Annotated in this window: 21 protein-coding genes; 9 read left to right on the top strand and 12 right to left on the bottom strand. The window is 72.2% G+C overall.

Features of this window, described 5'->3' with window-relative positions; translation table 11 throughout:
- Nucleotides 1-102: 102 nt before the first annotated feature.
- Complete coding sequence (locus ACTG9Q_RS10800; protein WP_455572529.1) at nucleotides 103-660, top strand: hypothetical protein; 558 nt, start codon at nucleotides 103-105, stop codon at nucleotides 658-660.
- A gap of 28 nt (nucleotides 661-688) precedes the next feature.
- Here the strand turns inward: ACTG9Q_RS10800 and ACTG9Q_RS10795 are convergent, their stop codons facing one another.
- From ACTG9Q_RS10795 to ACTG9Q_RS10785, 3 genes are all read right to left on the bottom strand, one after another.
- The gene (locus tag ACTG9Q_RS10795; protein ID WP_455572528.1) at nucleotides 689-1,291 is read right to left on the bottom strand and encodes a LysE family translocator; all 603 of its coding nucleotides are present in this window, start codon (nucleotides 1,289-1,291) and stop codon (nucleotides 689-691) included.
- A gap of 627 nt (nucleotides 1,292-1,918) precedes the next feature.
- The gene (locus tag ACTG9Q_RS10790) at nucleotides 1,919-2,545 is read right to left on the bottom strand and encodes a LytR C-terminal domain-containing protein (RefSeq protein WP_455572527.1); all 627 of its coding nucleotides are present in this window, start codon (nucleotides 2,543-2,545) and stop codon (nucleotides 1,919-1,921) included.
- Nucleotides 2,542-2,835, bottom strand: coding sequence for a DUF3263 domain-containing protein (locus ACTG9Q_RS10785; protein ID WP_455572526.1), 294 nt, complete (start codon nucleotides 2,833-2,835; stop codon nucleotides 2,542-2,544). The genes ACTG9Q_RS10790 and ACTG9Q_RS10785 overlap by 4 nt, the downstream gene beginning before the upstream one ends.
- Nucleotides 2,836-2,949: 114 nt before the next feature.
- Here ACTG9Q_RS10785 and ACTG9Q_RS10780 point away from each other — a divergent pair, with 114 nt between their 5' ends.
- Nucleotides 2,950-3,522: a peptide deformylase gene (locus ACTG9Q_RS10780; protein ID WP_455572525.1), complete on the top strand. Its 573-nt coding sequence runs from the start codon at nucleotides 2,950-2,952 to the stop codon at nucleotides 3,520-3,522.
- 4 nt (nucleotides 3,523-3,526) lie between these two features.
- Here the strand turns inward: ACTG9Q_RS10780 and ACTG9Q_RS10775 are convergent, their stop codons facing one another.
- From ACTG9Q_RS10775 to moeA, 4 genes are all read right to left on the bottom strand, one after another.
- The gene (locus tag ACTG9Q_RS10775; protein ID WP_455572524.1) at nucleotides 3,527-5,773 is read right to left on the bottom strand and encodes an AAA family ATPase; all 2,247 of its coding nucleotides are present in this window, start codon (nucleotides 5,771-5,773) and stop codon (nucleotides 3,527-3,529) included.
- 17 nt (nucleotides 5,774-5,790) lie between these two features.
- A complete protein-coding gene (pssA, locus tag ACTG9Q_RS10770) occupies nucleotides 5,791-6,741 on the bottom strand; it encodes a CDP-diacylglycerol--serine O-phosphatidyltransferase (protein WP_455572523.1) in 951 nt (316 codons plus the stop codon).
- Nucleotides 6,741-7,436 (bottom strand): phosphatidylserine decarboxylase, encoded by a 696-nt coding sequence (locus ACTG9Q_RS10765; RefSeq protein ID WP_455572522.1) that lies wholly within the window; start codon nucleotides 7,434-7,436, stop codon nucleotides 6,741-6,743. The genes pssA and ACTG9Q_RS10765 overlap by 1 nt, the downstream gene beginning before the upstream one ends.
- A 166-nt stretch (nucleotides 7,437-7,602) precedes the next feature.
- Nucleotides 7,603-8,784: a molybdopterin molybdotransferase MoeA gene (moeA, locus tag ACTG9Q_RS10760; RefSeq protein ID WP_455572732.1), complete on the bottom strand. Its 1,182-nt coding sequence runs from the start codon at nucleotides 8,782-8,784 to the stop codon at nucleotides 7,603-7,605.
- A gap of 72 nt (nucleotides 8,785-8,856) precedes the next feature.
- Between moeA and ACTG9Q_RS10755 the strand changes: the two genes are divergently transcribed.
- From ACTG9Q_RS10755 to ACTG9Q_RS10735, 5 genes are all read left to right on the top strand, one after another.
- On the top strand, nucleotides 8,857-9,471 hold the full coding sequence (locus ACTG9Q_RS10755) for an AIM24 family protein (protein ID WP_455572521.1): 615 nt from the start codon (nucleotides 8,857-8,859) through the stop codon (nucleotides 9,469-9,471).
- A gap of 17 nt (nucleotides 9,472-9,488) precedes the next feature.
- Nucleotides 9,489-10,727, top strand: a complete 1,239-nt coding sequence (locus ACTG9Q_RS10750; RefSeq protein ID WP_455572520.1) for a serine/threonine-protein kinase — start codon at nucleotides 9,489-9,491, stop codon at nucleotides 10,725-10,727.
- 167 nt (nucleotides 10,728-10,894) lie between these two features.
- Nucleotides 10,895-12,520 (top strand): chaperonin GroEL, encoded by a 1,626-nt coding sequence (groL, locus tag ACTG9Q_RS10745; protein WP_455572519.1) that lies wholly within the window; start codon nucleotides 10,895-10,897, stop codon nucleotides 12,518-12,520.
- 76 nt (nucleotides 12,521-12,596) lie between these two features.
- Nucleotides 12,597-12,797 carry a hypothetical protein gene (locus ACTG9Q_RS10740; RefSeq protein WP_455572518.1) on the top strand — a complete coding sequence of 67 codons (201 nt, stop codon included), beginning with the start codon at nucleotides 12,597-12,599 and terminating at the stop codon, nucleotides 12,795-12,797.
- 47 nt (nucleotides 12,798-12,844) lie between these two features.
- Nucleotides 12,845-13,657, top strand: a complete 813-nt coding sequence (locus ACTG9Q_RS10735) for a serine hydrolase domain-containing protein (protein WP_455572517.1) — start codon at nucleotides 12,845-12,847, stop codon at nucleotides 13,655-13,657.
- Here the strand turns inward: ACTG9Q_RS10735 and ACTG9Q_RS10730 are convergent.
- Nucleotides 13,640-15,298: a DNA repair helicase XPB gene (locus ACTG9Q_RS10730; protein ID WP_455572516.1), complete on the bottom strand. Its 1,659-nt coding sequence runs from the start codon at nucleotides 15,296-15,298 to the stop codon at nucleotides 13,640-13,642. The genes ACTG9Q_RS10735 and ACTG9Q_RS10730 overlap by 18 nt on opposite strands.
- Before the next feature lie 65 nt (nucleotides 15,299-15,363).
- Between ACTG9Q_RS10730 and ACTG9Q_RS10725 the strand changes: the two genes are divergently transcribed.
- Both ACTG9Q_RS10725 and ACTG9Q_RS10720 read left to right on the top strand, forming a co-directional pair.
- A complete protein-coding gene (locus ACTG9Q_RS10725; protein ID WP_455572515.1) occupies nucleotides 15,364-15,882 on the top strand; it encodes an LppU/SCO3897 family protein in 519 nt (172 codons plus the stop codon).
- Nucleotides 15,883-15,993: 111 nt separating this feature from the next.
- A complete protein-coding gene (locus ACTG9Q_RS10720; RefSeq protein WP_455572514.1) occupies nucleotides 15,994-16,935 on the top strand; it encodes an LppU/SCO3897 family protein in 942 nt (313 codons plus the stop codon).
- Nucleotides 16,936-17,014: 79 nt separating this feature from the next.
- On the opposite strand, the gene ACTG9Q_RS10715 is transcribed toward ACTG9Q_RS10720, so the two are convergent.
- The 4 genes from ACTG9Q_RS10715 to ACTG9Q_RS10700 all read right to left on the bottom strand — a co-directional run bounded on the left by ACTG9Q_RS10715 (nucleotide 17,015) and on the right by ACTG9Q_RS10700 (nucleotide 20,418).
- Entirely contained in the window at nucleotides 17,015-17,791 is a 777-nt protein-coding gene (locus tag ACTG9Q_RS10715) for an ABC transporter ATP-binding protein (protein ID WP_455572513.1), read from the bottom strand.
- Nucleotide 17,792: 1 nt separating this feature from the next.
- Nucleotides 17,793-18,575: an ABC transporter permease gene (locus ACTG9Q_RS10710; RefSeq protein WP_455572512.1), complete on the bottom strand. Its 783-nt coding sequence runs from the start codon at nucleotides 18,573-18,575 to the stop codon at nucleotides 17,793-17,795.
- On the bottom strand, nucleotides 18,572-19,282 hold the full coding sequence (locus ACTG9Q_RS10705) for an ABC transporter permease (protein WP_455572511.1): 711 nt from the start codon (nucleotides 19,280-19,282) through the stop codon (nucleotides 18,572-18,574). Before ACTG9Q_RS10705 ends, ACTG9Q_RS10710 begins: the two co-directional genes overlap by 4 nt.
- 107 nt (nucleotides 19,283-19,389) lie before the next feature.
- The gene (locus ACTG9Q_RS10700; RefSeq protein ID WP_455572510.1) at nucleotides 19,390-20,418 is read right to left on the bottom strand and encodes an ABC transporter substrate-binding protein; all 1,029 of its coding nucleotides are present in this window, start codon (nucleotides 20,416-20,418) and stop codon (nucleotides 19,390-19,392) included.
- Between the last annotated feature and the right edge of the window lie 254 nt (nucleotides 20,419-20,672).

Here is a 20,672-nt window from a genome sequence, read left to right as displayed (position 1 = left end):
AGGCGCGCGACTGCCAAGTGAGCATTAGGGTTGTCGACCATGGTGCGGCCGTACCCGCCCGGAGCGCGGCTCCTGGCCAGACCCGATGCGGTCAGTCCGTGCGTGGCGTGCGACGAGCCCCTCGGCCGTGGCTATCCCGGCTGCTCCACCTGCGCCGATGCGGTGGACGCCCACTGGCGGGCCGACTGGGACGCCCTGCGCTCCGTCGGCGAGGTCGACGAGCGGGAGCTGGCGGCCGCCGTGCTGTCGGCGAAGCCCGGGACGCACCCGTGGACGTGCACCGACTGGGCGCTGCGCCTGCTGCCGTGCGACACCTGCCACATGGAGCTGGGCACCGGTGAGGCGGGCTGCCTGACCTGCTCCGGCGCCGACCAGGCCCGCTGGGCCTGGGACCACGCGGGCATGCCCGCGTCGATGACGCGCAACGAGCACACCCTGCGCGTGGCCGTCGCCGCCCTGCGCGCCGCCGAGCGCAGGCGCGGCACCGTCGTGGCGTTCTGGCGGCTGACGCTGCCCTTCCTGCTCGCGGGCGAGACCTTCACCCCGGCCCAGGCGCGGCGCATCCGCACCCTGCTGCTGGCCGGGCGGGCGGAGGAACTGGCCGAGGCCGACAGCTACGCCGCCATGACCGCCCTGCCCGCCCTCCCCTGGCGGACCTAGGGCTTGTCCTCCACACCTGGAACACGGCCTAGCCCTCGACCGCGAGCCGCACCCCGAGCCCGACGAGCGCGACCCCGGAGACCCGCTCGAGGACCAGGCGGACCCGTGGCCGCTTGAGCAGCTCCATGACCCGGGTGAGCAGCGCGAGGACCAGCAGGTACCAGAGCGTGTCGATGGCCACCCACGCCACGGCGAGCGCGACGAGCACCCACCGCCCGGCGCCGGGGGTGACGAACTGCGGCAGGAACGACACCGCGAACACCGCCATCTTGGGGTTGGCCAGGTTCGCCAGCAGCCCGGCCCGGAACCCCCGGTGCCGCGACTCGGCGACCGTCACCTCGATCCCGACCCGCGAGACCAGCGCCTTGACCCCGAACCCGACCAGCACCACCACCCCGGCGACCCGCAACACCTGGTAGGCGACCTCGGAGGCCACCAGCAACACCGACAGCCCCAACGCCGCCGCCAGCGCCCACACCGCCACCGCCGTCTCCATCCCCACAACGGTGGCCACCGCCGCCTGCCGCCCCCCACGCGCCGCCTGCCGCAGCAGCATCGCCGTCCCCACCCCAGGCACCATGGCCACGGTGATCGACGCGACAAGAAAGGCGAGAAGGCTGGAACCGGTCATGCCCGCAGATGGTGCGCCCCCGGCCCCACCCGCCGAAACCGGTTTTCCCGCTCGACTCGCGCCTCACCAACCACACACGACTGCCCTCGCACCCACGGCCAACCCGCGACTGCGGACGGTCGGTTTCGCCTCATCCCGACACGCGTGCGCCCGGGTGCAACCGATGACCCAAGCCGCACCGCCCATGACAAGCGGCCGCACCCGACGCCGCGTTCACCACGGCCGTGATGAACGCGGTCGTCGCTCCACAAACTGCCGACGAACCCGGCCGCAACCTGCCCAGCCGCGACCCACCCGAACGCGACCCACCCGAACGCGACCCATCTGGCCACGACCTACCCGGCCACGACCCATCTGGCTGCGACCTACCCGGACGTGAACCACCCGGAGGCGACCCATCTGCTGCGACCCATCCGAACGCGATCACGCACCGCACCCCACCGCCACCCGGCTGAGCCGCGTTTGCCCCTCGCGCGCGCTCCACACAGGACCCACCCACCCTGGGGGCCATCCCCGATCCAGTCTATCGGCTATAGCCGACTGGAAAGGGGTGTCAGCTGAGGGCTGTGGACAACTCGGAGCTGCTGTGGATGGCGGCCCGGTGGGTGGGGTGGGCTGGTATAAGCGCTACTGCTTGCCCGGGATGCGTTCGGCGTATTCCTTGGTGATGATGACGATGAGGCCGGGGCTGGAGTCGGCGATGCCGTCGAAGCGGGGTTCGACCCGGATCTTGAAGGTGCGGCCGAGTTCCCTGGCGGCGGCTTCCTCGGGGGTGCCGGGTCGGAAGTAGACGGTGGTGACCGGGACCAGGCCCTGGTGGTTGCCCACCTCGACGACGTCCCAGCCCGCGGCGGCGAGGTCTTCGCCCGCGCGGTCGGCCAGGCCCTTGATGTTGCTGTTGTTGTAGACCCGGACCGGCTGTTCCTTAAAGGACCCCTGGTCGCCGCCGCCGGGGGCGCTGGGGGCGGTGGTGCCGGGCCTGCCGGTGGCGGAGGTCGGGGCCGCCTTGGTCGTCGTGGTGGCCGGGACGGTCGGGGCGGTCGTGGTCGGGGGGCCGGAGATGGAGGTCTGGCCCGTGGTGGTGCCGCCGGAGGGCCCGGCCGGGCTGGTCGACGCCGGTGGCGTGGGCTGGCCCGCCTGGTTGTCGCCGTCACCGCCGAGCAGGGTCACCACGCCGAGGACGGTGGCCACGGCCGCCACCCCGAGTAGCGCCAGACCGGCGATCCGTGCGGGCCGCATCGGTTCGGTGGTCATCGGGGCTCCATTCCCAGCCGTCGGGCGCCGCGGGCGCGCTGCCTGCTCGCCCGCAGCCTGCGCAGCCGCTTGACCAGCATCGGGTCGGCCTCAAGGGCCTCTTGGGTCTCGATCAGGGCGTTGAGGACCTGGTAGTACCTGGTGCTCGACATGTCGAACAGCTCGCGGATGGCCTGGTCCTTGGCGCCCGCGGCTTTCCACCACTGGCGCTCGAAGGCGAGGAAGGCTCGGTCCCGGTCGCTGAGCCCCCCGCTGTCGGCGGGGCCTGCTGGCACTTCGGCGGCGTCCATCTGCTCCTCGCGGCAATGGTCTGGCGCGTGGTCGCCATTACACCACGTGACAGGGCCCGGAGATCGTCAACTCCCCGGCGCGTCCGGCGACTTCTCTTTCTCTACCCTGCCGGTATGACAGTTCATCCGATCCGGATTGTCGGCGACCCCGTCCTGCACAACCCGACCACGCCGGTCGAGGTGTTCGACGCCGACCTCAAGACCCTCGTCGACGACATGTTCGCCACGATGGCCGCCGCCCGCGGCGTGGGCCTTGCCGCCAACCAGATCGGGATCGACCTGCGGGTGTTCGTCTACGACTGCCCAGACGACGAGGGCACGCGCCACGTCGGGCACGTGGTCAACCCCCGGCTCACCACCACCGACGTCCCCGAGGGCATGCCCGACCCGGACGACGACCTCGAGGGCTGCCTGTCCGTCCCCGGCGAGGCGTTCCCGACCGGCCGCGCCGCCTGGGCGAAGGTGACCGGCCAGGACGTCGACGGCAACCCGGTCGAGGTCGAGGGCACCGGCTTCTTCGCCCGCTGCCTGCAGCACGAGACCGACCACCTCGACGGCCTCCTCTACCTCAACCGCCTGGTGGGCCGGAACTCCCGCGACGCCAAGCGCATGCTCAAGGCCAACAAGTGGGGCACCCCCGGCCTGTCGTGGAACCCGGCCACCAGCGACGACCCCTTCGGCGAGTAGCGGGTCAGGCGCGGTTGGCCGCGTAGGACTCCAAGGCGGCCAGCTGCAGCGGGTCCAGCGACGGGCGGACCCGCTCGCGGGCGCCGGCGAGGTGGCCCGCGGTGACCACAGTGGCGTCGAGGGACTCGCGCATCGCCGTGAGGGCGGCCTCGCGGATGAGCGCGGCGCAGTCGGCCGCGGAGTAGCCGTCGAGGGTGCCCGCGTAGGCGGCGAGGTCGACGTCCTCGGCGAGCGGGGTGTTGCGGGCCGTCGCGGTGAGGATCGCGGTGCGGGCCTCGGCGTCCGGCGGCGGGACGTAGATCAGGCGTTCGAGCCTGCCGGGGCGCAGCAGGGCGGGGTCGATCAGCTCGGGGCGGTTGGTGGCGCCGACGACCACCACGTCCCTCAGCGGCTCGACGCCGTCCAGCTCGGTCAGCAGGGCGGCGACCACCCGGTCGGCGACGCCGGAGTCGGAGGACTGGCCGCGGCGCGGGGCCAGCGCGTCGATCTCGTCGAGGAAGATCAGCGCGGGGGCGGCGTCGGCGGCGCGGCGGAACAGGTCGCGCACGGCGCGCTCGGACTCGCCGACCCACTTGTCCATCAGTTCAGCGCCCTTGACCGACAGCACGTTGAGCTGACCGGTCCCGGCCAGCGCGCGCAGCAGGAACGTCTTGCCGCCGCCGGGCGGCCCGTAGAGCAGCACCCCGCGCGGCGGGGCCACGCCGAGGCGGGCGAAGGAGTCCGGGTAGCGCAGCGGCCACAGCACCGCCTCGGTCAGCGCCTGCTTCGTCGACTCCATGTCCCCGACGTCGGCCAGCGTGATCCCGCCGGTGTGCAGGGTGTTCGACATCGATGTCGGCCGCACGGTCTGCAGCGCCCCGAGCACGTCGGCCTGGGTGACCCTCGGCTCCTCGGCGTCGCGGTCGCGCAGCGCGGCCCGGATCGCCGACTCCCGGCGGACGGCGATGAGGTCGGCGGCGACGAACCCCGGCGTGCGCTCGGCCACCGCGCCGTAATCCACATCGGACACCGGGACGTCGCGGAACAGCACCCGCAGCAGGTCCGTGCGCCCGACGGCGTTCGGCAGCGGCAGGCCGATCTCCCGGTCGATGAGGTCGGGGCCGCGCAGCCGCCGGTCGACGGCCTCGGGGTGCGCGGTCGTGGCGACCAGCGCCAGCAGCGGGGTCTCCACCGCCTTGCGCAGCGCCTCCAGCACGATCGGCGCGGCCGGTGGCGCGTCGGCGGCGGGCAGCAGCGCGTCGACGTCGGTGATCAGCAGGACGGCGGGGGTGCTCGCGCGGGCGGCGTCGATGGCCGCCCGGACCCGCGCCGCCGCGGCGTTGGGCTCCAGCACGGCCACCGTCGGCGCGGTCAGCTCCACCACCTCGGCGTCCGCCGCCGCGGCCACCGACCGCACCAGCGTCGCCTTGCCCACCCCTTCCGGCCCGCTGACCAGCACCCCGAGCCGTGCCTCCGCGCCGAGGCGGGTCAGCAGCTCGGGTCGGGTGAACGCCAGCTCGAACCACTCGCCGAGGGTGCGCGCGGCCTCCCGCGCGCCGATCAGGTCCGTCACGGGGATGGGCGTCTCCGCGGTCATGACCTCGGCGTCAACGACCTCCGCGTCGATCGGGCCCGCGTTGATCGGCTGTGCGCGCTCGGGGACACGCGCCAGAGCCGGACCGCCGACCGCGACCCGCTCGCCGGTCCGCGCCCCGTCCCGCCAGCCGACGACGGTCGACGGGTGCACGGTGACCGCGCCCTCGGGCTCGGTCGCGGTGATGGTCAGCAGCTCGTTGGTCCAGGTCATTCCGATGGCCCGCGCCAGCTTCCCGCGCACCGCGCCGACGTCGGCCCCCGGCGGCGGCGCCAGGTCCTGCGGCAGCAGCGACACCGCGTCACCGACCGTGAGCACCTTGCCGACCAGCGCCAGCCGCACCGTCTCCGGCGGCAGCGACGTCCCGGCCAGCCGCGACCCGGCCACCGTCACCGACCGCGCGGGCCCGATCGCCACCGGCGCGACCACCACCTCGCCGCCCTCGGCGACGCCGACGTTGGACATCGTGATGTCGTCGAGCAGCACGACCCCGGTCGGACCGCCGGGCGGGGCCTCCGCGGCCAGCGCCGCGCTCACCCGCGCCCCGGTCAGCCGCACCCCGTCCCACGGCCGCAGCCCGAGCGCGTCGAGCACCTCCGGGTGCAGCCGCACGACCCCGCGCCTGCTGTCGATGGCGGACGGGGACAACCGGACGGTCAGGGTGATCTGTGGGCTCACGGGGTCAGGCTAGGCCACTAGTGGTCGCGGGACCGGTGGGTGCGGCGGAGGCCGGTGCGCCGCCAGGAGCGGCGGGAGTCGCGGGGCATCGGCATGCCCTCGTCGCGCATGACCGCGCGCCGGGCGGCCCCGGCGACCTTGCCGAACTGCGGCGGGCGCAGCCCGAGCCGACGCCGGGCGCCGTGGGCGCGGCGGATCGCGCGGCGCTCGCGGGCGGGCACGTCCCACGCCTCGGGGTGCTTGGCCAGCCAGCGCTGGCGCCGCACGGCGTAGGGGATGTGCAGCAGGTACAGCACCAGCGCCACCGACAGCGCGATCCACGGGTAGGTGATCACGGCCGCGGCCAGCAGGCCGACGCCCACCAGCAGCGGGGCGACCGCCCGCGCGGGCACCCTGACCGTCTTGACCGACAGCGTCGGGATGCGGCTGATCAGCAGCGCGGAGACGGCGACCATCCAGACGCTGACCGCGACCTCGGACTGCCACCACTGGTCGGTGCCGCCGAACTGGATGGCCAGGATCAGCGGCAGCAGCGCGAGCAGCCCGCCCGCCGGAGCGGGCACGCCGACGAAGAACTCCTTGCTGTACGGCGGCTGCTCGGTGTCGTCGATCAGGGTGTTGAACCGCGCGAGGCGCAGGATGATGCACACCGCGAAGATCAGCGTGATGACCCAGCCGAACCGGTTGGCGCTGTCGAACTTCCACACGTAGAGCACCAGCGCGGGCGCGACGCCGAAGGAGATCGCGTCGGCGAGGGAGTCCAGCTCGGCGCCCATCTTGCTGGTGGCGTCGAGCAGCCGGGCGATGCGCCCGTCGAGGCTGTCGAGCACCGCGGCCACCGCGATGGCCGCGATCGCGCCCGCGGGCTGGCTGTTGAGCGCGAAGTGCACCGCCGAGAGGCCCGCGCACACCGCCAGCACGGTGATGGCGTTCGGCAGCAGCCGCACACCCGGTCCGGCCGGAGCCATCAGGGTGCCAGCTCGGCGAGCACGGTCTCCCCGCCGATGGTGCGCTGTCCCGGCTCCACCAGCACCCGGCTGCCCGCGGGGACGTAGAGGTCGACGCGGGAGCCGAAGCGGATCAGGCCGTAGGTCGCGCCCGCGAGCACCTTGTCCCCGTCGGTCAGCGAGCAGATGATGCGCCGGGCGACCAGGCCCGCGATCTGCACGACGACGAGGTCGTGGCCGTCGTCGGTGCGCAGGTGGACGCTGGTGCGCTCGTTGACCTCGCTGGCCTCGTCGAGGTCGGCGGAGAGGAACTTGCCCGGCACGTGCACCGCGGCCACGACCTGCCCGGAGGCGGGGGTGCGCTGCGCGTGGACGTCGAACACCGACAGGAAGACGCTGATCCGCAGCATCGGCTGCGCGCCGAGGCCCAGTTCGGCGGGCGGCACTGCCTCGACCACGTGGGAGACGGTGCCGTCGGCGGGCGCCACGGCGATGCCGGGCCGCTTGGGCGTGACGCGCCGGGGCTCGCGGAAGAACCAGCCGAGCCAGGCGGTGAACACCGCCCCGGCCACGCCCGCGCGCCGCGACTTGAGCCGGATCAGCAGCGCGGCGGCGAGCCCTGCCGCGACGAAGGGCCTGCCCGCGGGGTGCAGCGGCGGGATGATGCTTTTGGTCAGCGCTACCGCGTGGGCCAGTGCGCCGGGCTTCTCGGTCATCGGATGCGTGATTCCCCAAGGTCTCGGCCAGGATTTGCGGACACGCTACGCCAACGGCGGCCCGGGCAACGCGTGCGCCCCCGACGTCGCACGCGGTGCCCGGACGGCATTACCGATACTACGCTTGGCGAACGAACTATTCACTGTCGTCGGGCAACGATCTCGCTCAATCCAGCAGGATCAGCTCGACCTCATCGCCCTCGGCCACCTCGCCGACGCCCACCGGCAGCTCGATCAGGCAGTTCGACTCCGCGAACGAGGCCAGCAGGTGCGAGCCGGGCCCGCCGACCGGGACGACCTCGACCACGCCCCTGTCGTGCAGGCCCCGCCGGTACTGCACCTTCCCCTCCGGGGACGACATCGCCGCCACCGTCCGCGCCCGGGCCCTGGGCCGCTCCACCTCGGCGTGGCCCATGGCCCCCAGCAGCGCGGGCCGGACGAACAGCTCGAAGGACAGCGCCGCGCTCACCGGGTTGCCCGGCAGCGTGACCACCGCCAGCCCGTCCACCCGGCCGCGCCCCTGCGGCCCGCCCGGCTGCATCGCCACTCGCACGAACTCCACCCCGCGCCCGGCCAGGGCGTCCTTGACCACCTCGTAGGCGCCCGCGCTCACCCCGCCGGAGGTGATCAGCAGGTCGGCGTCGCGGTGCGCGGCGATCGCGTCGAGGAAGGCGGGCACGTCGTCGGGCACGAACCGCAGCACCGTCGCCTCGCCGCCCGCCTCGCGCACCGCCGCCGCCAGCAGCACGCTGTTGGACTCGTAGATGCGCCCCGGCGCCAGCGGCTCCCCGGGCGGCGTCAGCTCGGTCCCGGTCGACAGGACCACCACCCGCGGACGCCGCCGCACCGGCAGCGCGCCCAGCCCCACCGCCGCGGCCAGCCCGAGCCGCGCCGACCCCAGCACCGCCCCGGCGCGCAGCACCACCGTGCCCGCCACCACGTCCTCACCGGCGCGCCGCACGTGCTTGCCCACCGGCGGCCGGGCGGTCAGCGTGACCGACTCCATCCCCCCGTCGGTCAGCTCCACCGGCACCACCGCGTCGGCCCCCGGCGGCATCGGCGCGCCGGTCATGATCCGGTGGGTCGTCCCCGGCACGAGCGGCTGCACGTCAGTGCGGCCCGCCGGGATGTCGTCGGCCACGGGCAGCACGGTCGACTCCCCGGCCAGGTCGGCGGCCCGCACGGCGTAGCCGTCCATCGCCGAGTTGTCGAACGGCGGCAGCGACACCCCGGCCACGACGTCCTCGGCCAGCACCAGCCCGAGGCACTCGGCCAGCGGCAGGGACAGCACCGGCATGGTCGGCACCAGCGCGGCCACCTGCGCGCGGTACTCGTCGGCTCGCAGCATCGGCTTGGTCACGGACCCATCCTGCCCCCGTGGAAGACTGCGCGGCGGATTCGGTGGGGAAGGGACGAGGCTGTGCAGGTCCGCACGCGGCACACACCCACGTTCGCCGTGGCGCGCCTGGTGCTCGCCCCGGGCGAGGCGGTTCAGGCCGAGTACACCGCGATGATCGCCACCAGCTACGGCGTCCTGGTCGACTCCGGCCGCGGGCGGGGGCGGAGCCGCCCCGCGGTGTTCACCGCGCCCGCCGAGGGCGGCTGGGTCGACATCGCCCCGGCGCTGCCCGGCGAGACCCACGTGCTCGAACTCGACGCCGCCACCGCGTGGTGCGTCGCCCGCGGCGCGCGCCTGGCCCTGCCCGCCACGCTGCGCGTCGACGCGGGCTGGGTGGGCTTCCACCCGCTGTTCGGCGTGGAGCACGGCTTCCTGGAGCACATCTCCGGCGTCGGCGTGACCGTGCTGGCCTGCAGCGGAGCGCTGGACACGACCACGCTGGAGCCTGGCGAGGCGATCACCGTCGAGCCCGCGCACCTGCTGGCCTACACCGACACCACCCAGGTCCGGCTGCGCGCGGTCGACCCGTCCGGACCGCAGTCGCTGCGCACGGGCGCCGGGCTGCTGTTGGACCTGGCGGGACCAGGGCAGGTATTGGTGCAAACCCGCAGGCCGCGCCCAGCCACCGGCCATTGAACGTTACGCTGCCGAGCGTGTCGGAGGATCTCACCGGGCGGCGTCTAGGCCACTACCGCATCGACGGCGTGCTCGGTAAGGGCGGGATGAGCGTCATGTACCGCGCCACCGACGTCCGCCTCGGCCGCAAAGTGGCGCTCAAAGTCATCGCCGAGCACCTGACCGCCGACCCGGAGTTCCGCGAGCGCTTCGTCGACGAGGCCCGCAACACCTCCGCCATCGACCACGCCAACGTGGTGCCGCTCTACGACTTCGGCGAGGTCGACGGCCTGCTCTACATCGCCATGCGGCTGGTCGACGGCCAGGACATGGCCGGGCACATCGCCGACGGCCCGATGTCGCCGAAGCGGACCCTGGCCCTGCTCGCCCAGGTCGCCGAGGCCCTGGACAACCTGCACGAGCGCGGCCTGGTCCACCTCGACGTCAAGCCGGCCAACGTGCTGGTCACCGCGCGCGAGTCCACCGCCGAGCACGTCTACCTCGCCGACTTCGGCCTGACCCGCCGCGGCGCCACCGGCCACCGCACCCGGGGCGGGGACTTCCTCGGCTCCCCGACCTACGCCGCCCCCGAGCACCTGCGCGGCGAGCCGGTCGACGGCCGCACCGACGCGTACTCGCTGGCCTGCGTGCTCTTCGCCTGCCTGACCGGGCGCCCGCCGTTCACCGGGCAGGTCTCCGACGTCATCCAGGGCCACCTGCACCGCGAGGTGCCGCCGGTGACCGACCAGGTCGTGCTGCCCCCGTCCATCGACGACGTGGTGCGCCGCGGCATGGCGAAGAACCCCGGCCAGCGCTTCGGCAACTGCCGCGAGCTGGTCGCGGTGGCCCGCCAGGCCCTCGGCGGCGCGGCGCAGTCGCCGGTGCCGCCCTCGCGCCGCCCGGCCGGTCCGCGCCCGCAGCAGGCGCGCCCGCCCCAGCAGCCGCAGCGCCACCCCCAGCCCCTGCCGCCGCCGCGCCAGAGCGACCCGGTGCGACTGCGCCCGCCGACGCCGATCGGCGCATCGGCGTTCCGGGAGGAGCGCAACCGCCCCCGCTGGCTGGCCCCGGTGGCCGTCGGCACGGTCGCGATCGGCGTGATCGTCGCCGTCGTGCTGGTCCTGAACTCCACCGGCGACAGCGGTGGGGAGACCCCGGGTCCGGCGCCGACGACAGCGCCGTCCATCCAGGTGGGACCGGGTGGCGGGTCGGTGGCGCCGACCACCCCGACCACCCGCAGGACACTGCCGTCCATCTCGATCGTGTCACCGCCGCCCTGACCTGTTTTCTTGCACTCGCGTGCCGAGAGTGCTAAACAGATATTGGCACTCGGGTCTGCCGAGTGCCAATGAGGTCGGGACGGTGAGGTCGGCGTAATGCCGGTCGTCCGTCGCGGGCACCGCCTGGCCACGCTTAGTGTTTCCACCCGACGGAGGACTACACCGCAATGGCCAAGTTGATCGCGTTTGACGAGGAAGCTCGCCGCGGCCTCGAGCGCGGCTTGAACGTTCTCGCCGACGCCGTCAAGGTGACGCTGGGCCCGCGTGGCCGCAACGTCGTGCTCGAGAAGAAGTGGGGCGCGCCGACCATCACCAATGATGGCGTGTCGATCGCCAAGGAGATCGAGCTCGAGGACCCGTGGGAGAAGATCGGGGCCGAGCTGGTCAAAGAGGTCGCCAAGAAGACCGATGACGTCGCTGGTGACGGCACCACCACCGCCACCGTGCTGGCCCAGGCGCTGGTCCGCGAGGGCCTGCGCAACGTGGCCGCCGGTGCCGACCCGCTGTCGCTGAAGCGCGGCATCGAGCAGGCCGTCGAGGCCGTGATCGAGCAGCTGCACAAGAACGCCAGCGAGGTCGAGACCAAGGAGCAGATCGCGGCCACCGCGTCCATCTCCGCGGGCGACACCACCATCGGCGAGCTGATCGCCGAGGCGCTGGACAAGGTGGGCAAGGAAGGCGTCATCACCGTCGAGGAGAGCAACGCCCTCGGCATGGAGCTCGAGCTCACCGAGGGCATGCGCTTCGACAAGGGGTACATCTCCGGTTACTTCGTGACCGACCCCGAGCGCCAGGAAGCGGTCCTGGAGGACCCCTACATCCTGCTGTTCGGCGGCAAGATCTCCTCGGTCAAGGACCTGCTCCCGCTGCTGGAGAAGGTCATGCAGTCCGGCAAGCCGCTGCTGATCATCTCCGAGGACGTCGAGGGCGAGGCCCTGGCGACCCTGGTGGTCAACAAGATCCGCGGGACCTTCAAGTCCGTCGCCGTCAAGGCGCCCGGCTTCGGCGACCGCCGCAAGGCGATGCTGCAGGACATGGCGATCCTCACCGGTGGCCAGGTCATCAGCGAGGACGTGGGCCTCAAGCTGGACAACGCCGACATCTCCCTGCTGGGCAAGGCCCGCAAGGTCGTCGTGACCAAGGACGAGACCACCATCGTCGAGGGCTCCGGCGACGCCGAGCAGATCGAGGGCCGGGTCAACCAGATCCGCGCCGAGATCGACAAGTCGGACTCCGACTACGACCGTGAGAAGCTGCAGGAGCGCCTGGCCAAGCTGGCCGGTGGCGTCGCGGTGATCAAGGCCGGTGCGGCGACCGAGGTCGAGCTCAAGGAGCGCAAGCACCGCATCGAGGACGCGGTGCGCAACGCCAAGGCCGCCGTCGAGGAGGGCATCGTCGCCGGTGGTGGCGTCGCGCTGCTGCAGGCGTCGAAGACCGCCTTCGAGGGCCTGAAGCTGACCGGCGACGAGGCCACTGGCGCCAACATCGTCCGGGTCGCCGTCGAGGCCCCGCTCAAGCAGATCGCCATCAACAGCGGTCTCGAGGGCGGCGTCGTGGTGGAGAAGGTCAAGGGCCTGCCCCCGGGCCACGGCCTCAACGCCGCCACCGGCGAGTACGAGGACCTGGTGAAGGCCGGCGTCCTCGACCCGACCAAGGTGACCCGCTCGGCGCTGCAGAACGCCGCCTCGATCGCGGCGCTGTTCCTCACCACCGAGGCCGTCGTCGCCGAGAAGCCGGAGAAGGGCTCGTCCGCTGCCGGCGGTGGCGACCCGACCGGCGGCATGGACTTCTGATCCACGCCTCCTGGCTGCCCGCGAAGGCCCGGTCCCTGGTGGACCGGGCCTTCGCCCTGCCGTTGCCGAGGACCAGATGACCGACCCCGTTCCCGACGAGGTCGGCGGCATCCCGCCGACCCTGCAGACCATCTGCCACCACTGCGGGGGCTCCGGCACCGTCGCCGACCCCCTGCTCGCCGTCATCGGCGGCGTCCCCCGCCTGGTCGACAACGGCGTCCCCTGCGCGTTGTGCGACAAGGAAGGCCACTTCTCCGGCATCCACCCGCCGGTCTGAGCCTCGCGGGCGCGGGGCGGGCCGCCGCGAGGTCGTAGGGTTCACCCATGCAGAGTCTGCGCCTTCTGGGCGAGTGGCCCGTCGACAACGCCGCTGCCGCGGTGGTCGCCGCGGACGGGACCGTCCTCGGCACCCACGGGGAGACCGGGCGGGAGTTCCTGCTCGCCTCGGTGACCAAGCCGCTCACGGCCTACGGCGTGCTGCTCGCCGTCGAGGAGGGCGCGGTCGACTGGGACGAGCCCGCCGGGCCGCCCGGGGCGACGGTGCGGCACCTGATCGCCCACACCGCCGGGCTGGCGTTCGACTCCGACGCGGTGCAGGCGGAGCCGGGGACGCGGCGGATCTACTCCAACACCGGGTTCTCGGTGCTCGCCGACCACATCCACAAGGCGACCGGGATCTCCTTCGCCGAGTACCTCGCCGAAGGGGTGTTCGCCCCGCTGGGCATGACCTCCACCCGGCTGGCAGGCCCCGCGGGGTCCGGCGCTTTGTCTACAGTGGATGACCTGGCCAGGTTCGCCGCCGAGTTGCAGAAACCCACCCTGATCGCGCCGGAGTCGCTGGCGCAGGCCACGGCGACGGTGTTCCCCGGGCTCAACGGCGTGGTTCCCGGCTACGGGATGCAGAAGCCCAACGACTGGGGGCTCGGGTTCGAGATCCGCGCGGGCAAGAGCCCGCACTGGACCGGCCAGGCGAACTCACCCAGGACCTACGGCCACTTCGGACAGTCCGGCACCTTCATCTGGGTGGACCCGGACGCCGGGGTCGCCTGCGTCGCGCTGGCGGACCGGGTGTTCGGGCGGTGGGCGGTCAGCGCCTGGCCGAAGTTCGCCGACGCCGTGCTAGCCGACCTCCGGTAGCGGCCCCAGCAGGTCGTCGGCGTCGCAGATCCGGTACGCGTAGCCCTGTTCGGCGAGGAACCGCTGGCGGTGGGCGGCGTAGTCGGTGTCCAAGGTGTCCCGCGAGACCACCGAGTAGAAGTGCGCCTGGCGGCCGTCGCCCTTGGGGCGCAGCAGGCGGCCGAGGCGCTGGGCTTCCTCCTGGCGGGACCCGAAGGTCCCCGACACCTGGATGGCCACCGACGCCTCGGGCAGGTCGATCGAGAAGTTGGCCACTTTGGACACCACGAGCCTGCCGACGGCCCCGGTGCGGAAGGCCTCGAACAGCTTCTCGCGCTCGGCGTTGCGGGTCGAGCCCTGGATGACCGGGCAGTCCAGGGCCAGGCCCAGCTCCTCGAGCTGGTCGAGGTAGGCCCCGATCACCAGGGTCGGCTCGTCGGGGTGGCGGTCCAGGATGGACTGCACGACCGGGATCTTGGTGCGCGCGGTGGCGCACAGCTTGTAGCGCTCCTCCGGCTCGGCGGTGGCGTACTGCAGGCGCTCGTTGTCCGTCAGGGTCACCCGGACCTCGGTGCACTCCGCGGGCGCGATCCAGCCCTGGTTCTCGATGTCGCGCCACGGCACGTCGTAGCGCTTGGGGCCGATCAGGGAGAACACGTCGCCCTCGCGGCCGTCCTCGCGCACCAGGGTGGCGGTCAGGCCGAGGCGCCTGCGCGACTGCAGGTCCGCGGTCATCCGGAAGACCGGCGCGGGCAGCAGGTGCACCTCGTCGTAGATCACCAGGCCCCAGTCGCGGGAGTCGAACAGCTCGAGGTGGCGGTACTCGCCCTTGGACTTGCGGGTGATCACCTGGTACGTGGCGATGGTGACCGGGCGGATCTCCTTGCGCTCGCCGGAGTACTCCCCGATCTCGTCCTCGGTCAGCGACGTGCGCGCCACCAGCTCGCGCTTCCACTGCCTGCCCGCCACGGTGTTGGTGACCAGGATCAGGGTCGTCGCCTGGGCGTGGGCCATGGCCGCGGCGCCCACCAGCGTCTTGCCCGCCCCGCACGGCAGCACCACCACGCCGGAGCCGCCCGCCCAGAACGCCGCGGCGGCGTGCCGCTGGTAGTCGCGCAGTGACCAGCCGTCCTCGGCCAGGTCGATCTGGTGCGCCTCGCCGTCGACGTAGCCCGCCTGGTCCTCCGCGGGCCAGCCCACTTTCAGCAGCACCTGCTTGAGCCGACCGCGCTCGCTGGGGTGCACGACGACGGTGTCGGGGTCGATCCTGGCGCCCATCATCGGCGAGATCTTCTTGTGCCGCAGCACCTCCTCCAGCACCGCGCGGTCGGTGCTGGACATCACCAGGCCGTGCGCGGGGTGGTTGTGCAGCGTCAGCCTGCCGAAGCGGGCCATCGTGTCGACGACGTCGATGAGCAGCGGCTGCGGCACCGGGTAGCGCGAGTACGTGGTCAGCGCGTGCACCACCTGCTCGGCGTCGTGCCCGGCCGCCCTGGCGTTCCACAGGGCCAGCGGGGTCACCCGGTAGGTGTGCACGTGCTCGGGCGCGCGCTCCAACTCGGCGAACGGCGCGATGGCCGTGCGCGCGTCGTCGGCGCTGGCGTGCCCGACCTCCAGCAGCAGCGTCTTGTCCGACTGCACGATCAGCGGTCCGTCGGTCATATCAGACAGTGTCCCAGACCTCGGGTACCGTCCCACCCGGTCCGTACCACCCCCGCGGAGGCGACATGAGTGAGCAGGAGACAGAAGGCACGCCCAGGCGGCTTTTGGGGATGCCGGTGTGGGCCGTGGCGGTGCTCGCGGCGGTGCTGGTCGCCGGGGTCGGGTTCGGCGCCTACCAGCTCCTCACACCCGCGCGGACCAGCGCCTCGGGCGAGTGCGTCGCGGTGACCGGCGCCGACGACGCCGCCGAGGTGCGGACCGTCGACTGCGCCGACGACGCCGCCGCCTTCAAGCTCGCCTCCACCCGCGGCCTCGACGACCTCGGCTGCCCGGAAGGGGCCTACCGGGAGGTGCGCACCGGCTCGGACCTGCTGTGCCTGATGCCCAACTTCGTGGCCGACACCTGCTACGAGGCCGACGACGCCAACAACGGCTTCAAGGTCGCCGACTGCTCCTCCCAAGAGGCCATCCGCGTCTCCGAGGTCATCGAGGGGACCACCGACCCCTCCGGCTGCCCCGACGGCAGCGGCCTCGGCTACCCGGAGCCGTCCGTCGTCTTCTGCATCGAGACGCCCGGGGTGTGATCCGCGAGGGGTTTGTCCAAACGCCACTTCCCTGTGCGCTGGTGTGCGTTAGATTGCACCGCCGCCCACGCCGATGGTGAGCGTTCGCCCCGGGATTCCACAGAGGTGCACATGTCCAGCCCCCAGCCGCCATACGGCCAGCAGCCGCCGCCACAGGGCCAGCCCTACGGCCAGCCCCAGGGCCAGCCGTACCCCCAGCAGGGCCAGCCCTACGGCCAGGGCGGCGGTCCCCAGCAGCCGGGCCACCCCCAGGACCCGTACGGCCAGCCCGGCCAGCCCCACGGCCAGCAGGGCGACCCGTACGGCCAGCCCGGACAGCCCGGTCAGCAGGCCGGCCAGCAGGGCCAGCCGTACGGCCAGCCCGGTCAGCAGGGCCAGCCGGGCGACCCGTATGCCCAGCAGGGCCAGCAGCCGCCGTTCGGTCAGCCAGGCCAGCCAGGGCAGCCCGGCCAACCCGGCCAGCAGCCCCCGTTCGGGCAGCCGGGCCAGCAGCCGCCGCCGCCGTTCGGCCAGCAGCCCTACCCGGCCGACGGCACGCCGCCGAAGAAGTCCAACTCCAAGATCATCCGGGCGGTCGCGGCGATCGTCGCGCTGATCGTCGTCGGCGGCGTCGGCTTCTACTTCTTCAACCAGTCCGCGGCCAGCGCCGAGGTGGGCGACTGCATCAAGGTCAAGAGCGCCAGCGCCACCGACGCCGACGTGGAGAAGATCGGCTGCGAGAGCCCGGAGGCGGTGTTCAAGGTCGCCTCGAAGCTCGACAGCACCACCGCCGACTGCCCGACCGAGGACTACCTGCAGTACACCCAGTCCGGCCGCGGCTCGGACTTCTCGCTGTGCCTGATCCTCAACGCGAAGACCGGTGAGTGCTTCTCCGGCATCGACAGCCCCGACACCGCCAAGAAGGTCGCCTGCGGCGGCGGCGACGTCGACCTCGAGGTGCTGCAGGTCATCGACGGCAAGACCGACGGCCAGGAGTGCGCCGACGTGGAGAACGCCACCATGGGCATCGGCTACACCGAGCCCGCAATGATCATCTGTGGCAAGACTTCCTGAAGGATTTCCCGGGAAACTTCCTGAAGAATTTCCTGGGGACGCATGAAGAAGGGGGCCCGGTGGAGACCGGGCCCCCTTCTCATGCGTCCACCGGTTCCTTGGCCTGCAGGAGCCCGGCCACCCGGGAGCGCAGCTCCACGAACTCCTCCGAGGCCCGCGTGGTGATCTGGTTCCGCACCGGGCCCAGCGGCACGTCCAGCGCCGCCACGACCGTCGCGGGCGACTTCGACAGCACCAGCACCCGGTCGCCCAGGTAGACGCTCTCGTCGATGTCGTGGGTGACCAGCAGGACCGTCGTCTCCAGCTCGCGGCGCACCCGCAGCAGCAGGTCCTCCAGCTCGAAGCGGGTCTGCGCGTCCACCGAGGCGAACGGCTCGTCCATCAGCAGCAGGGCGGGCTGGTAGGCCAGCGCGCGGGCGATGGCCACCCGCTGCTGCATGCCGCCGGAGAGCTCCCACGGGTGCTTGCGGGCCGCGGCGGCCAGCCCGACCGCCTCCAGCGCGTCCGCCGCCCGCCGGGTCCGCTCGACGCGCCCCAGCGCCCGCAGCGGGAACTCGACGTTGCGCTGCACCGACAGCCACGGGAACAGCGAGCGGCTGTAGTCCTGGAAGACCACGGCCAGGTCGGACGGCACGCCGTCGACCCGGGTGCCGTGCAGGCTGACCGTGCCCTCCGTGGGCCGGATCAGCCCGGAGATCGTCCGCAGCAGCGTGGACTTGCCGCAGCCGGAGGGGCCCACGACACAGACCAGCTCCCCGGCCTCGACGGTGAACGACAGGCCGGCGATGGCGGCGTGCGCGCCGTCCTTGGCCGGGTAGGTGTGGCCGAGGTCGGTGACATCGAGCATCGAGCTCATATCATCCTCCGGTTGCCAGCGTGTGGGCTTCAAGGGAGTGCCGCGGCTGCCAGGCCAGGGCCCGGCGCTCTGCGGCGAGCAGCGCGGTGTTGAACAGGTAGCCGAGTACTCCGAGGGTGACGATCCACGCCCACATCGCGGGCAGGTCGTAGTCGCGCTGGGCGGCGATGAGCTGGTTGCCGATGCCGTTGACCGAGCCGACCAGCTCGGAGATGACCATGAGGATCAGGGCGATCGACAGGCTCAGCCGCAGCCCGGCGAACACCTTCGGCAGCGCCGCGGGAAGCACGACGCCCAGCGTCCACTGGGTGTGGGAGAGCCGGAACACCCTGGCGGTCTCCACCTTGGTGGCGTCGACGCCGCGGGCGCCGTCGACGGTGTTGAGCAGCACCGGCCACAGCGCGCCGAAGACGATGGTGGGCAGCTGCATGCTGGTGACGCCGATGGTGGCGACGAAGAACGGCACCAGCAGCGGCGGCGGGACCGAGCGCAGGAACGTGAACAGCGGCCCGAGGTAGGCCATCGCCGTGCCGGAGCGCCCGAGCAGGATGCCCAGCGCCACGCCGACGGCCGCGGCCAGCGCCCAGCCCAGCAGCATCCGCCCGACGCCGGGCACCATGTGGTCGGCGAAGGCGTCGGAGAACCACAGGCCGAGCATGGTGGGGCCGATCTCCGACGGCGGCGGGAAGAACGGGTCGCCCGCCAGCCGGGTCGCCAGCTCCCAGAACGCCACGGCCGCCAGGAACACCGCCCAGCGCTGGGTCAGCCGGGTGAGCAGGCTCACTGGTCGGCTCCCTTCGGCGCGCTCCAGAAGAACAGCCGCCGGTGCAGCCGCTCCAGGCCCGCGTTGGCGGCGTACCCGATCAGGCCCGCGAGGACGGTCCCGGCCAGCACCTGGTCCATGTTGGTGCCGCCGCTGCCCGCAATCATGATGAATTGCCCGATGCCGGGTGTGCCACCTGCGAACAGCTCGGCGCTGATGACCACGGCCAGCGCCATCGCCACCGACAGCCGCAGCCCGGTGAGCACGAACGGCGCGGCGCTCGGCAGCGCCACCCTGGTCAGCACCCCGAGCCTGCCCGTCCCGAAGGCGCGCGCGGTGTCCACGTGCAGCGGGTCGAGCTCGTCGAGGGCGTAGATGGTGTTGAACAGGATCGGCCAGAGCGCCCCGTAGACCGCCAGGGTGATCTTGGTGTCCGGGCCGGTGCCGATGGTCAGCAGGGCGAGGGGGATCAGCGCGACCGAGGGGATCGGCCGCAGGAACTCCACCAGGGTCATGGCTGCCCGGCGCACGGTCGCGACGCTGCCCAGCACCAGCCCGGCGGGCACGGCGATGAACAGCGCGATCCCGACCGCGATGAGGGTGGCGAGCACGGTGGCGATCACCGCGCGCAGGAACTCCTCGTCCCCCAGCAGGAAGACCATGGTGGGCAGGACGGTGCTCGGTGGCACCAGGTAGTCGCTCGACACGAGCTCGGTCTGGCTGGCCACTTCCCAGATGGCGAAGAGGCCGGCCAGACCGACGAGGCTCGCGGGAACGCGGGGGTTTCCGCTCACGATGCGTGGCCCCGGGCTGGCCCGGGGCCCACCTCCAGACCTCAGCCGCTCGACCCGGTGTTGACGAGCATCGGCTGCACGTCCAGGTGTCCCTTGATGGCGCCGAACTCCTCGAGCAGGTTGGCCACCCGCTGGATTCGGTTGGCTTCCAGGGAGGTCGAGTAGGTCGAGATCGTGACCAGCTTCGCGGTCTCTTCGTCGATCTTGGCGTACTTGACGAACATCGGCTCCATCTTGGACCGGTCGGTGGACTCGGCCGCGGCCCGTGCGAGGGCCCGCTGGAAGGCGGCGATGGTGTTGGGGCTGCTGGTGGCGAACTTGCCCTCGCCGCCGACGGCCATGTAGCCCGACATCGGCAGCTCGGCGGTGGGGCCGGAGGCGGCGTCGAGCACCGGTACCGCGCCGATCTTCTTCATGGAGTTGGTGACGAACGGCTCGACGAGCACGGCGGCGTCGACGGTGCCCTTCTCCATGGACTCGATCATCTGCGGCAGCGGCATCTCGATCCACTCGACGGTCGAGTAATCGATGCCCTGGACCTTCATCACCGCCATCGGGGCGAGGTCGGTGAAGGTGTTCTTCGCGGTGATCGCGATCTTCTTGCCGGAGAGGTCGGCGGCCTTCTTGACCGAGGAGTTCGGCGCGGCCATGACCATCAGGTGGTTGGCCTTGGCGGCCAGCCCGTCGGCGACGATGCGGAAATCACCGACCCTGCGGCTCTGGGCGATGAAGGTCGCCGCGTAGGTGGAGAAGGTGATGTCCAGGCTGCCGTTCATGATGCCGTTGATGGCGGCTTGGCCGTTGGGCACGGCGACGGCCTCGACCTCCAGGCCCTCGTCCTTGAAGTAGCCCTTCTCGATGGCGTAGTGCAGCGGGGCCACGTCGACGACGGGGATGGTGCCGACCTTGATCTTGGGCTTCTCCACCCCTCCAGCGCCGGTGGAGCCGCTGGGCGACTCGTCTTCGCCGCCGAGCAGGCCGCAGCCGCTCAGTGTCGCGGCGAGGGCAACGGCCAGGGCCGCGATCGGCAGACGGACGCGGGCAGTCCGTCCGGTAACGCTTCGGAGCATGAAGCTCTCCTCGTAGGAGGTTGATATTTGTCGAGGTTGTGGGCCCCCCTGGCACCAGGTGGCACTCTAGAGACTCAGTACTGCTTGTCACAATGAGTGCGCACCACTCTCCACGCGGTGAACTCTCTCACTGAATCGGGCGACGTCATTGCCCCACTTGGCGCAATTACGGCGAGCGGCTGACCAGCGTTTACGTACCGTCACCGATTCGGTGAACAGCTGTTCACATTGATCATCATTTGGCGTAACCTGAC

Source organism: Actinokineospora lacus (assembly GCF_053813445.1).
Note: the sequence above shows the minus strand (reverse complement) of the source record. Positions and strands in the feature narration are given on the sequence as shown.

Excerpts from the sequence above, each read along its gene's own strand:
- ACTG9Q_RS10715 (WP_455572513.1), bottom strand. The coding sequence starts at position 17,791 with ATGAGCTCGATGCTCGATGTCACCGACCTCGGCCACACCTACCCGGCC.
- ACTG9Q_RS10720 (WP_455572514.1), top strand. The coding sequence starts at position 15,994 with ATGTCCAGCCCCCAGCCGCCATACGGCCAGCAGCCGCCGCCACAGGGC.
- ACTG9Q_RS10785 (WP_455572526.1), bottom strand. The coding sequence starts at position 2,835 with ATGGACGCCGCCGAAGTGCCAGCAGGCCCCGCCGACAGCGGGGGGCTC.
- pssA (WP_455572523.1), bottom strand. The coding sequence starts at position 6,741 with ATGGCTCCGGCCGGACCGGGTGTGCGGCTGCTGCCGAACGCCATCACC.
- moeA (WP_455572732.1), bottom strand. The coding sequence starts at position 8,784 with ATGCTGCGAGCCGACGAGTACCGCGCGCAGGTGGCCGCGCTGGTGCCG.
- ACTG9Q_RS10700 (WP_455572510.1), bottom strand. The coding sequence starts at position 20,418 with ATGCTCCGAAGCGTTACCGGACGGACTGCCCGCGTCCGTCTGCCGATC.
- ACTG9Q_RS10730 (WP_455572516.1), bottom strand. The coding sequence starts at position 15,298 with ATGACCGACGGACCGCTGATCGTGCAGTCGGACAAGACGCTGCTGCTG.
- groL (WP_455572519.1), top strand. The coding sequence starts at position 10,895 with ATGGCCAAGTTGATCGCGTTTGACGAGGAAGCTCGCCGCGGCCTCGAG.
- ACTG9Q_RS10740 (WP_455572518.1), top strand. The coding sequence starts at position 12,597 with ATGACCGACCCCGTTCCCGACGAGGTCGGCGGCATCCCGCCGACCCTG.
- ACTG9Q_RS10790 (WP_455572527.1), bottom strand. The coding sequence starts at position 2,545 with ATGACCACCGAACCGATGCGGCCCGCACGGATCGCCGGTCTGGCGCTA.
- ACTG9Q_RS10735 (WP_455572517.1), top strand. The coding sequence starts at position 12,845 with ATGCAGAGTCTGCGCCTTCTGGGCGAGTGGCCCGTCGACAACGCCGCT.
- ACTG9Q_RS10725 (WP_455572515.1), top strand. The coding sequence starts at position 15,364 with ATGAGTGAGCAGGAGACAGAAGGCACGCCCAGGCGGCTTTTGGGGATG.
- ACTG9Q_RS10780 (WP_455572525.1), top strand. The coding sequence starts at position 2,950 with ATGACAGTTCATCCGATCCGGATTGTCGGCGACCCCGTCCTGCACAAC.
- ACTG9Q_RS10795 (WP_455572528.1), bottom strand. The coding sequence starts at position 1,291 with ATGACCGGTTCCAGCCTTCTCGCCTTTCTTGTCGCGTCGATCACCGTG.
- ACTG9Q_RS10765 (WP_455572522.1), bottom strand. The coding sequence starts at position 7,436 with ATGACCGAGAAGCCCGGCGCACTGGCCCACGCGGTAGCGCTGACCAAA.